This window comes from Streptococcus mitis (genome assembly GCF_005144795.1).
Classification (GTDB): domain Bacteria; phylum Bacillota; class Bacilli; order Lactobacillales; family Streptococcaceae; genus Streptococcus; species Streptococcus mitis_BB.
In genome coordinates, this window is sequence record NZ_SWFJ01000015.1 from 1 (window position 1) to 11899 (window position 11899).

General features: G+C 38.9%; 13 protein-coding genes. 11 read left to right on the plus strand and 2 right to left on the minus strand.

All coding sequences use genetic code 11. From position 1 onward, the window contains the following. Window positions 1–679, minus strand: a 679-nt coding sequence (locus FBF73_RS09240; RefSeq protein ID WP_136937638.1) for a transposase family protein, incomplete at its 3' end; no start/stop codon positions are given. A gap of 252 nt (window positions 680–931) precedes the next feature. Between FBF73_RS09240 and FBF73_RS09245 the strand changes: the two genes are divergently transcribed. From FBF73_RS09245 to FBF73_RS09285, 9 genes are all read left to right on the plus strand, one after another. Beyond that, window positions 932–1252 (plus strand): PadR family transcriptional regulator, encoded by a 321-nt coding sequence (locus tag FBF73_RS09245; protein WP_000665422.1) that lies wholly within the window; start codon window positions 932–934, stop codon window positions 1250–1252. Window positions 1253–1255: 3 nt separating this feature from the next. Then, the gene (locus FBF73_RS09250) at window positions 1256–2071 is read left to right on the plus strand and encodes a hypothetical protein (protein WP_136937639.1); all 816 of its coding nucleotides are present in this window, start codon (window positions 1256–1258) and stop codon (window positions 2069–2071) included. Window positions 2072–2143: 72 nt separating this feature from the next. Continuing rightward, window positions 2144–3070, plus strand: a complete 927-nt coding sequence (locus FBF73_RS09255; protein ID WP_124787973.1) for an aldo/keto reductase — start codon at window positions 2144–2146, stop codon at window positions 3068–3070. 99 nt (window positions 3071–3169) lie between these two features. Continuing rightward, the gene (locus FBF73_RS09260; protein ID WP_000141913.1) at window positions 3170–3406 is read left to right on the plus strand and encodes a DUF2829 domain-containing protein; all 237 of its coding nucleotides are present in this window, start codon (window positions 3170–3172) and stop codon (window positions 3404–3406) included. Further along, the gene (locus FBF73_RS09265; protein WP_136937640.1) at window positions 3399–4097 is read left to right on the plus strand and encodes a 3-oxoacyl-ACP reductase; all 699 of its coding nucleotides are present in this window, start codon (window positions 3399–3401) and stop codon (window positions 4095–4097) included. The genes FBF73_RS09260 and FBF73_RS09265 overlap by 8 nt, the downstream gene beginning before the upstream one ends. Window positions 4098–4127: 30 nt before the next feature. Continuing rightward, complete coding sequence (locus tag FBF73_RS09270; protein WP_136937641.1) at window positions 4128–4568, plus strand: ASCH domain-containing protein; 441 nt, start codon at window positions 4128–4130, stop codon at window positions 4566–4568. A gap of 122 nt (window positions 4569–4690) precedes the next feature. Next, entirely contained in the window at window positions 4691–7237 is a 2547-nt protein-coding gene (locus FBF73_RS09275; RefSeq protein ID WP_136937642.1) for a M1 family metallopeptidase, read from the plus strand. A 108-nt stretch (window positions 7238–7345) separates the two neighbouring features. Further along, window positions 7346–8020: a two-component system response regulator CiaR gene (gene ciaR / locus FBF73_RS09280; protein WP_000590639.1), complete on the plus strand. Its 675-nt coding sequence runs from the start codon at window positions 7346–7348 to the stop codon at window positions 8018–8020. Next, complete coding sequence (locus FBF73_RS09285; protein WP_136937643.1) at window positions 8010–9347, plus strand: sensor histidine kinase; 1338 nt, start codon at window positions 8010–8012, stop codon at window positions 9345–9347. The genes ciaR and FBF73_RS09285 overlap by 11 nt, the downstream gene beginning before the upstream one ends. Before the next feature lie 67 nt (window positions 9348–9414). On the opposite strand, the gene FBF73_RS09290 is transcribed toward FBF73_RS09285, so the two are convergent. Then, window positions 9415–9699 (minus strand): DUF3270 domain-containing protein, encoded by a 285-nt coding sequence (locus tag FBF73_RS09290; protein WP_136937644.1) that lies wholly within the window; start codon window positions 9697–9699, stop codon window positions 9415–9417. Between the two features lie 359 nt (window positions 9700–10058). On the opposite strand from FBF73_RS09290, the gene FBF73_RS09295 reads away from it, so the two are divergent. Both FBF73_RS09295 and FBF73_RS09300 read left to right on the plus strand, forming a co-directional pair. Then, window positions 10059–11114: an ABC transporter permease gene (locus FBF73_RS09295; RefSeq protein WP_136937645.1), complete on the plus strand. Its 1056-nt coding sequence runs from the start codon at window positions 10059–10061 to the stop codon at window positions 11112–11114. 13 nt (window positions 11115–11127) lie between these two features. Then, complete coding sequence (locus FBF73_RS09300; protein WP_136937646.1) at window positions 11128–11808, plus strand: ABC transporter ATP-binding protein; 681 nt, start codon at window positions 11128–11130, stop codon at window positions 11806–11808. Window positions 11809–11899: the final 91 nt, after the last annotated feature.

Sequence of the window (11899 nt, forward strand, 5' to 3'; positions counted from 1 at the left end):
CACATGGAAAAAGTTGTTTAGCTAAGGCATAGTAAGGACTAAACATATCCATCGTAATGATTTTAACCTGACAACGAAGGGCTCTATCGTAGCGCAGAAAGTGATTTCGGATGATAGCCTGTGTTCTACCTTCAAGAACAGTGATGATATTGAGATTGTCAAAATCTTGCGCAATGAAGCTCATCTTTCCCTTAGTGAAAGCATACTCGTCCCAGGACATAATCTCTGGAAGATGAGAAAAATCATGCTTAAAGTGAAAGTCATTGAGTTTTCGAATGACAGTTGAAGTTGAAATGGAAAGCTGATGGGCAATATCGGTCATAGAAGTATTTTCAATTAACTTTTGCGCAATCTTTTGGTTGATAATACGAGGGATTTGATGATTTTTCTTGACGAGAGGGGTCTCGGAGACCATTATTTTCGAGCAATGATAGCACTTAAATCGACGCTTTTTAAGAAGGATTCTGGTAGGCATACCAGTCGTTTCAAGGTAAGGAATTTTCGACGGTTTTTGAAAGTCATATTTCTTCATTTGACTTCCACATTCAGGACAAGATGGGGCCTCATAATCTAGTTTAGCGATGATTTCTTTGTGAGTATCTATATTGATGATGTCTAGAATCTGGATATTAGGGTCTTTAATATCGAGTAGTTTTGTGATAAAATGTAATTGTTCCATATGATTCTTTCTAATGAGTTGTTTAGTCGCTTTTCATTATAGGTCATATGGGACTTTTTTTCTACACAAAAATAGGCTCCATAATATCTATAGGGGATTTACCCACTACGAATATTATAGAGCCCGATAACTGCTGAAAAGTGGTTGTCGTTTTTTTATTTCAACTATTATGCTTTACAAAGTAGTGTGAAAGTGGTATATTATTGATGAAGCTACTAGTAGGTATTACAAAATAGATAGAAGGGAGAAGTGATGAAAGAAACTCAGCTATTAAAAGGTGTTCTTGAAGGTTGTGTCTTGGATATGATTGGTCAAAAAGAGCGGTATGGTTATGAGTTGGTTCAGACTTTGCGAGAGGCTGGATTTGATACTATCGTTCCAGGAACTATTTATCCTTTGTTGCAAAAGTTAGAAAAAAATCAATGGATAAGAGGCGACATGCGTCCGTCGCCAGATGGTCCAGATCGGAAGTATTTTTCGTTAACGAAAGAAGGAGAAGAGCGTGTCTCGGTCTTTTGGCAACAATGGGACGATTTGAGTCAAAAAGTAGAAGGAATTAAGAATGGAGGGTAAACCATGACGAAAATGAAGTATTATGAAGAAACAAGTGCTTTGTTGCATCAGTTTTCTGAGGACAATCAGCAGTATTTTGAGGAGCTCTGGGATAGTTTTAATCTTGCTGGATTTCTCTATGATGAGGACTATCTTAGAGAGCAGATTTATTTGATGATGTTAGATTTCTCAGAAGCAGAACGAGATGGCATGAGTGCAGAGGAGTATCTAGGTAAGAATCCTAAAAAATTAATGAGAGAGATGCTCAAGGAAGCCCCTCGCAGTTCTATCAAAGAGTCCCTTTTGACGCCAATTCTTGTCCTAGCGGTATTACGCTACTATCAACTATTAGGTGATTTTTCTAAAGATCCTCTCTTAACAGTCAATTTGCTTACGTTTTTAGGGCAACTTCTTCTTTTTCTGGTCGGATTTGGGCTTGTGGCTACAATTTTACGAAGAAGTTTAGTCCAAGATTCTCCTAAAATGAAAATTGGTACCTATATTGTCGTTGGGATTCTTGTTCTGCTAGTTGTTCTGGGATATGTAGGAATGGCAAGCTTCATACAAGAAGGAGCCTTTTATCTTCCTGCTCCCTGGGATAGTTTATCTGTATTTACGATTTCGCTGGTCATCAGTATTTGGAATTGGAAAGAACCGATTTTTCGTCCCTTTGTCAGTATGATTGTTGCCCACCTTATTGTAGGTTCTCTGCTCCGTTACTATGAGTGGATGGGCATTTCAAATGTTTTCCTTACAAAAGTCATTCCTTTAGCTGTCCTTTTTATTGGAATCTTTGTCTTGTTCCGTGGGTTTAAGAAGATAAAATGGAGTGAAATATAGTCAAAAAGCCGTTGCAAAGCGGTTTTTTGTTATAATTAAATGAAGAATGCAGAATCAAAGGAGAAAAATTTGATGAGATACATAACTCTTGGTCAAGATGACAAAGAATTATCAGAAATTGTTCTCGGAATGATGAGAATAAAAGATAAGTCTGTAAAAGAAGTTGAAGAGCTTGTAGAAACAGCACTTTCTGTTGGAATCAATGCCTTCGACTTGGCTGATATATATGGTCTTGGTCGTTGTGAAGAACTGTTAGGTCTTGTCCTAAAAAATCGTCCAGATTTAAGAGAAAAGATGTGGATTCAGTCCAAATGTGGCATTCGCATTGAAGAATTTACCTATTTTGATTTTTCTAAGGACTATATCATAAAATCAGTAGACGGAATTTTGCAAAGATTGAAGATTGATCATCTAGATAGTTTGCTTCTTCATCGACCAGATGCTTTGATGGAATCTGACCAAGTAGCAGAAGCCTTTGATCTCCTTTATAAACAAGGTAAGGTTCGAGATTTTGGAGTTTCTAATCAAAATCCTATGATGATGGAGTTACTTAAAAAAGATGTCAAGCAGCCGTTAGCTGTTAATCAGCTACAATTGAGTGCGGCTTTTACTCCAGGATTCGAATCAGGTTTTCATGTTAATATGGAAGATAGTCAAGCAGCTATGCGAGATGGTAGCATTTTTGAATATTGCAAATTACACGATGTGGTCATTCAAGCATGGTCTGTCTTACAATTCGGGTATTTTAAAGGGAATTTTGTTGGAAATGAGAAATTTCAAGCTTTAAATCAAGTACTTGATCGTTTAGCTATTAAATATGGAGTAACCTCTTCAACTATTGCCATTTCTTGGATATTGCGTTATCCAGCAAAAATGCAGGCAATCGTAGGTACAACAAATCCTAAGCATTTGATAGAAGCTAGCCAAGCGACAAACTTTAGCTTAACAAGAAAAGAATGGTATGAAATTTATCTTGCTGCAGGGAATAATTTGCCGTAAGTAGAAGCAGATGTAAATAAATCACAGTCAAAAAGCCGTTGTAAAGCGGTTTTTTTGTTATAATGAAGGAGAGAATTATCGATATTAAAGGAGAAAAACATGACATTTGAAGAAATTCTACCTGGGTTAAAGGCTAAGAAAAAATATGTACGTACTGGTTGGGGAGGTGCTGAAAACTATGTGCAGCTTTTTGATACCATTGAACAAAACGGGGTTGCACTTGAAGTGACACCCTATTTCCTAATCAACGTGTCTGGGGAGGGAGAAGGTTTTTCCATGTGGAGTCCGACACCTTGTGATGTTTTGGCGACGGATTGGGTAGAAGTGCATGACTAAACGTGTACTTATTACAGGAGTGAGTTCAGGTATCGGATTGGCTCAGGCTCGACTCTTTTTAGAGAATGACTATCAAGTTTACGGAGTGGACCAAGGTGAAAATCCACTCTTAGAGGGTGATTTCCACTTTTTACAGAGAGATTTGACCTTGAACTTGGAGCCTATTTTTGATTGGTGTCCTCAGGTTGATGTTTTGTGCAATACTGCTGGAGTTTTGGATGATTACAAACCACTTTTGGAACAGACAGCGCAGGAAATTCATGAGATTTTTGAAATCAACTACGTGACTCCTGCTGAGTTGACTCGGTATTATTTGACTCAAATGTTGGAGAATAAAAAAGGGATTATTATCAATATGTGCTCCATTGCTTCTAGCCTAGCAGGTGGAGGTGGACACGCTTATACTTCTTCGAAGCACGCCTTGGCTGGATTTACCAAGCAGTTGGCTCTAGACTATGCTGAAAGTGGGATTCAGGTCTTTGGTATCGCTCCAGGAGCAGTCAAGACAGCTATGACCGCTGCCGACTTTGAGCCAGGTGGTTTAGCTGACTGGGTGGCTAGTGAAACCCCAATCAAACGCTGGATTGAGCCAGAGGAAGTAGCAGAAATTAGCCTTTTCTTAGCAAGTGGAAAAGCGAGCGCCATGCAAGGACAAATCTTGACAATAGATGGTGGCTGGTCTTTAAAATAGGGAGAATAAAGTTAATAAAAAGGAGCGCCCATGACACCGCAAGAAATGTGGAATGCATACAAGGAAATTAACCCCTCTATAGGAGATGAAATCGATGCTTGGGCTTTTGGAGTGGAAGCAGACCTTTTAGCAGATTTGGTTTTAAGAGGCGAAAAGACTGCAACAGCATCAGCCTACGATCTCTATGCACTAGAAGCCGAGTCTCTTCCTCAAGAAGGAACTTTTGATGTCATTTTAGATAGTCAAAATCAGGCTGTCTGTATTGTCGAAATTACAAAGGTTTCTGTCCAGCCCTTCCATCAAGTTTCTGATCAACGTGCCTTTAAGGAAGGGGAAGGTGACAAATCCCTAGCCTATTGGCGTCAGGTTCATGAGGATTGTTCCGCCGAGTGGCTGAGAGAAGCAGGACTGACTTTTACACCTGATAGTAAGGTTGTTTTAGAAGAATTTCGTAAGGTCTACCCACTGTAGACTGTTAGACGGAAGAAAGTTTTGGAAATTACCGTCCAATCCTTTTTTCTCAAGCAAAAAATGATATAATAAGTTTGTTTGAAGAAGAGCTCTAGCTCTTAAACTTAGAATAGGAGAAAACTATGCAAGCAGTTGAACATTTTATTACGCAATTTGTTCCTGAACATTATGATTTATTTTTAGACTTGAGTCGTGAGACCAAGACCTTTTCTGGAAAGGTGACCATCACTGGTCAAGCAAAGAGTGATCGTATTTCCCTTCACCAAAAAGACTTGGAAATCGCTTCTGTAGAAGTTGCAGGTCAAGCTCGCCCATTTACAGTTGACCATGACAATGAAGCCCTTCATTTTGAACTTGCGGAAGCAGGTCAAGTTGAAGTGGTTCTAGCATTTTCAGGTAAAATCACAGACAACATGACAGGAATCTACCCATCATACTATACAGTTGATGGTGTTAAGAAGGAAGTTTTGTCAACTCAGTTTGAAAGTCACTTTGCTCGTGAAGCCTTCCCTTGTGTGGATGAGCCAGAAGCCAAAGCAACTTTTGACCTCTCTCTACGTTTTGACCAAGCAGAAGGTGAATTGGCCTTGTCTAACATGCCAGAAATCGATGTTGAAAACCGTAAGGAAACAGGTATCTGGAAGTTTGAGACAACACCTCGTATGTCTTCTTACTTGTTGGCCTTTGTTGCGGGTGATTTGCAAGGTGTGACGTCTAAAACTAAAAACGGTACTCTTGTAGGTGTTTACTCAACGAAAGCCCACCCACTATCTAACCTTGATTTCTCACTGGACATCGCTGTTCGCTCTATCGAGTTTTACGAAGATTACTATGGAGTTAAGTACCCGATCCCTCAATCTCTCCACATAGCCCTTCCTGACTTCTCAGCTGGAGCTATGGAAAACTGGGGTCTTGTGACCTACCGTGAAGTTTACTTGGTTGTGGATGAAAACTCTACCTTTGCCAGCCGTCAACAAGTTGCCCTTGTTGTGGCCCATGAATTGGCTCACCAGTGGTTTGGTAACCTTGTTACTATGAAATGGTGGGATGACCTTTGGCTCAATGAAAGCTTTGCGAACATGATGGAGTACGTCTGTGTGGATGCTATTGAACCAAGCTGGAATATCTTTGAAGATTTCCAAACAGGTGGTGTTCCGTCTGCCTTGAAACGTGATGCGACTGATGGTGTTCAGTCTGTTCACGTCGAAGTTAAACATCCAGATGAAATCAATACTCTCTTTGACGGAGCTATCGTCTATGCCAAAGGAAGTCGCCTTATGCACATGCTCCGTCGTTGGCTAGGTGATGCCGATTTTGCCAAAGGTTTGCATGCCTACTTTGAAAAACATCAATACAGCAATACAATTGGTCGTGACCTTTGGAATGCTCTTGGTCAAGCATCAGGTCGTGATGTTGCAGCCTTTATGGATTCTTGGTTGGAACAACCTGGTTATCCAGTTCTCACTGTCAAAGTTGAAAATGATGTCTTAAAGATCTCACAAAAACAATTCTTTATCGGTGAGCACGAAGACAAAAACCGTCTCTGGGTTGTGCCACTCAATAGTAACTGGAAAGGCTTGCCTGATACACTCGAAACTGAAAGCATCGAAATTCCTGGCTACGCAGCCCTTCTTGCTGAAAATGATGGAGCTCTTCGTTTCAATACTGAAAATACAGCCCACTATATTACAGACTATCAAGGAGACTTGTTAGATGCTGTTCTTGCTGACCTAGTTGAGCTTGATAACACAAGTAAACTTCAAATCGTTCAAGAACGTCGTTTGCTTGCTGAAGCGGGGCACATTTCTTATGCTGACTTGCTCCCAGTCCTTGATAAACTTGCTAAAGAAGAATCTTACCTTGTCGTTTCAGCTGTTTCTCAAGTGATTTCTGCCCTTGAGCGCTTTATCGATGAAGGTACAGAAACTGAGAAAGTCTTTAACAGTCTGGTTGCTAAATTGGCTCGTCATAACTATGACCGTCTTGGTTTTGAAGCTAAAGATAGTGAATCAGATGAAGACGAATTGGTTCGTCAGTTGACCATTTCCATGATGATTCGCTCAAATGATTCAGAAGCTAGCCAAGTCGCTAGCCAAATCTTCGCGGCTCACAAGGATCAGCTTGCAGGACTTCCAGCAGCAATTCGTTCCCAAGTCCTAATCAATGAAATGAAACATCACGAGACTAAGGAATTGGTAGCCACTTATCTTGACCTTTACACTCATGCGACGGATGCGGTCTTCAAGCGCCAGTTGGCAGGAGCTCTTGCATACAGTACAGATATCGAAAACATTCAAACCCTTCTTGCAACTTGGAAAGACAAATTTATCGTTAAGCCACAAGACCTTTCTTCATGGTACCTCCAATTCCTCGGGCACCAAGCTACTCAAGAAACTGTTTGGGTATGGGCGCGTGAAAACTGGGATTGGATTAAGGCAGCTCTTGGTGGTGATATGAGTTTTGATAGTTTTGTTATCTTCCCATCACACATCTTTAAAACTCAGCAACGCTTGGCAGAGTACAAAGAATTCTTTGAACCACAACTTTCTGACCTTGCTCTTAGCCGTAACATCGGTATGGGAATCAAGGACATTGCAGCGCGTGTTGACTTGATTAACCGTGAAAAAGCTGCAGTGGAAGCAGTCGTTCTTCAATACGGAAATGCATAAATAAGCCTAAAATAAAAAGAAAACTCAGCTATCTCATGTAAAATGCAGAGAGTTGAGTTTTTTTTAAGGCAAATTTGGTATAATGGTTTTAATAAGGAGGAGTTTCTCATGATAAAAATCTTATTGGTTGAAGATGACCTAGGTCTGTCAAATTCAGTATTTGACTTTTTAGACGATTTTGCAGATGTCATGCAGGTATTTGATGGAGAAGAAGGTCTCTACGAAGCTGAAAGTGGCGTCTATGACTTGATTTTGCTCGATTTAATGTTGCCTGAAAAAAATGGCTTCCAAGTCTTGAAAGAATTGCGTGAAAAGGGAATTACGACACCAGTTCTGATTATGACTGCCAAGGAAAGTTTGGATGACAAGGGACATGGATTTGAATTGGGAGCGGATGATTATCTGACTAAACCTTTCTACCTAGAAGAACTCAAAATGCGGATTCAAGCCCTTCTCAAACGTTCAGGTAAGTTTAATGAAAATACCTTGACTTATGGAAATATTGTAGTTAATTTGTCAACAAATACCGTTAAGGTTGAAGATACTCCTGTCGAATTGCTGGGGAAAGAGTTTGATTTATTAGTCTATTTCCTTCAAAATCAAAATGTTATTTTGCCCAAGACTCAGATTTTTGATCGTCTATGGGGATTTGATAGTGACACAACGATTTCGGTTGTCGAAGTTTATGTTTCAAAAGTCCGTAAGAAATTAAAAGGAACCACTTTTGCAGAGAATTTGCAAACCTTGCGCAGTGTTGGGTATATTTTAAAAGATGTTCAGTAAACTAAAAAAAACATGGTATGCGGATGACTTTAGTTATTTTATCCGCAACTTTGGTGTATTCACTCTGATTTTCTCTACCATGACTCTGATTATTTTGCAGGTCATGCACTCGAGTCTTTATACTTCGGTGGATGAGAAGTTACATGCCTTAAGTGGAAGCCCTCAAGCTGTTATTCAGTTAGCCTTGAATCGAGCTACTGAGGAAGTCAAGAACATTGAACCAGCGACAGCTGATGCCAATAAGGCTGAAATAAAAACCAATGTCAGCTCTAATACGGAGGTTTTGCTTTTTGATAAGGATTTTAACCAGCTTTTATTAGGAAATCGTTTTTTAGGCCTAGATAAGATTAAGTTAGAAAAAAGAGAGTTGAATCACATTCGGCAAATCCAAGTTGTCAATAGTTATGGTCAGGAAGAAATCTATCGTATGATTTTGATGGAGACCACTACATCTTCAGTTTCAACCAATGTCAAATATGCGGCTGTCTTGATTAACACTAGTCAGTTAGAACAAATTAGTCAAAATCACGAGCATTTAATTGTGGTTGTGATGGCAAGTTTTTGGCTTTTATCCTTGATAGCTAGTCTTTACTTAGCACGTGTCAGTGTAAAACCATTATTGGAAAGCATGCAAAAGCAGAAATCTTTTGTGGAAAATGCCAGTCATGAATTGAGAACTCCTTTAGCAGTACTGCAAAATCGTTTGGAGAATTTGTTTAGAAAACCCGAAGCGACCATTATGGAGTCTAGTGAGAGTATTGCTTCCAGTCTTGAAGAAGTTCGAAATATGCGTTTTTTAACAACAAATCTTCTTAACTTAGCCCGTCGTGATGATGGAATAAAACCAGAAATAGCGGAAGTACCACCACAGTTCTTTAAAACGACCTTTACGAACTATGGCTTGATTGCTTCGGAAAATGACCGAGTCTTTGAATCTGAAAATAGAATTTACCGTCCTATTATGACAGATAAGTTGCTTCTCAAACAGTTAATGACAATCTTATTTGATAATGCAATAAAATATACAGAAGAAGATGGAAAGATTGAGTTTCTTGTTCATTGTACAGATCGGCATCTTTATCTTACTGTATCTGATAATGGTATTGGTATTTCGGCTACAGATAAAAAGAAAATCTTTGATCGCTTCTATCGTGTTGATAAGGCAAGAACTCGTCAGAAAGGTGGTTTTGGTTTGGGATTATCTTTGGCCAAGCAGATTGTTGATTCCTTAAGAGGAACGATTACAGTTAAGGATAATAAACCAAGAGGAACGATTTTTGAAGTCAAGATTGCAATTCAATCTCCCTCGAAACGTAAGAATGGATAAAAAAAGACAGTTTTACTCTGTCTTTTTCTATTAGACATAAGAAAAAGGCTGGCACAAAGAGCAACCTTTATTTTGTCATTTTTTGTTTAATAATCATTCTTTGTAATTTTAAAAGAGCAAAACTTACACCCATAGCAGCTATAAACGATAGAGTCGTATTCAATTTTAAGGCTAAAAAGATAAAGCTGAAAAGTGCCATAAAGATACCAAAACAGGCAATATTAACAAAAAATAGGATTTCTTTTACATTTGCTCCCATCGATGTTTCAGGTGTATAATCTTGATAAAGTGGAGTTTGCACCGTTTCTTCAATATGTTCAAACTCATGAGTTTTTAGTTTTCTTGCAGACATGATTCTCTCCTTACAGGTACATAACTATTTTATCATTTTTTCAGCAGATAATTATTACAGAAAGGTTACAAAAAGAATAAAGTCCCTTTTCAAAATCACTTTTCTTGACACCATAATGTGAAAATGATAGGATGGATGGACACCTAATATTTATTAATATTCATAATTACTTATATTTATAAGAGAGTAGAGTTACTAAATGATTCTTTTTTACGAAAAATTGTTTCCTTATTTTCTTGATTTTATTTAATTTGATTAGTGAGATTTGTTTTGAATAGAGAGACAGATTTTCTGTCTCCTATTTTTATAGTAGTGGGGTGTCTAACCGATACCTCTTGGAAAAGTTAAAGGAGATAAGCATGTATCTTGCTATCAAAGAAATATTACAAAACAAACTTCGATATAGTTTGATTCTAACTACCATTTTTCTTATCGCTTTCATGGTCTTTTTTATGACCAGTTTAGCTCTTGGTCTTGTGCGAAACAACCGAGCCGCTATTGATAATTGGCAAGCGACGGGTGTGGTTTTATCTGACTACGCAAATGATAATTTGACGGCATCTTTTATTCCTGAAAAGGACTATAAGGATAAGAGTTCTAAAGAGGCAGCTCCACTGGGTTATATGTTCGCTGTGACCAATCTTGTCGATGGTAGTGAAAAGGTTAATGTTTCCATCTTTGCTCAAGAGTGGGACTCTTTTATCTCTTCTAGTTTGACGGAGGGACGTTATCCTGAAGGGGATGATGAGGTTGTTGTAGATCAGTCCTTTGAGAATTATGGAATGAAGTTAGGTGATGCCATTCAGCTCAATGGAAGCGAGGTAAGTTACAAGATTGTAGGCCTGACTCAAGGAAATAAGTTTTTCACAGAGCCTGTTGTCTTTACGAGTCTGACAACTTATTGGACTTTACAAGGAACTTTAAAATCTAATAAATCGATCTCTGCCTTGGTATTGAAAAATGACATAGAAGTGTCTGGCGATGGACTGAAACAGATTTCTATTCCCAAAATGATATCGAAAATTCCTGGTTACACACCTCAGGTTAATGTATTTTCAGGGATGATTCTTGCTATGATTGTCATAACAGGCTTGATTGTTGGTATTTTTGTTTATATTATTACCATCCAAAAACTAGGACTTTATGGAATAATGCGAGCTCAAGGGATACAGATCAAAACCATTGTATGGTCTCTTTTTTGTCAAATCTTCCTCCTAGCTGGTATGGGGATTGCTTTAGCCTTGCTTGCTATTGGTGGAGTGATTTTAGTCTTACCAGCTACCTTCTTTTTCTACCCAAGTTGGTTAGCCTATTCTGTCCTAAGCTTTGTGATTTGCTTGATGGCCATGCTAGGTGGCGTCATTTCACTTCCACGCTTGCTAAAGTTGGACCCGATTACTGCGATTGCAGAATGATGAGGAGAATAGTATGACAGCATTGATTGAAATGAATCAAGTGACAAAAACCTACGGGGAAGGAAAGATGACAGTAGTAGCCCTGCATGAGACGAATTTTCAGCTAAATGCAGGAGAGTTCGTGGCTATCGTTGGGCCTTCAGGATCTGGAAAGACGACCTTTTTAACAACTCTAGGACAACTTCAGGAAGCATCGAGTGGAAAGATTTTAGTTAAGGGGAAGGAAACAGGCAGTTTGACGGAGAAGGAGAAAACAGACCTCCGTTTTAGAGAGTTTGGCTTTATTCTTCAGGCTTCAAACTTAATTCCTTTTCTAACGGTCAAGGAACAGCTGGATTTGATTGACAGACTAGATAAGGGAAAAAATAGTAAAAGTGATCGAAAAGAGTTCCTTGACTTGTTGGATTTGGAAAAGGTACAAAATCAGTATCCCAAGGCTTTATCAGGTGGTGAACGTCAACGGGCCGCCATTGCTAGAGCGCTTTATAACAATCCGAGTATCGTTCTTGCAGATGAACCGACAGCCAGCCTTGATACAGAGAGGGCCTATCAAGTAACGGAAATGTTGGCCGCCATTGCCCATGAACAAGGTAGAGGAGTTGTCATGATTACTCATGATACACGCCTTCTTGATAAGGTCGACCGTATTTATGTTATGAACGACGGCCACCTAGTTGAAGAAACATATGAATAATAAATAGAGTGGATGGTGCTGGCTACCGTTCACTTTTTAATTTCAAAAGTTAAAAATAAGCCTCACTTTTTGTAAAATTCCCAGTATTCAT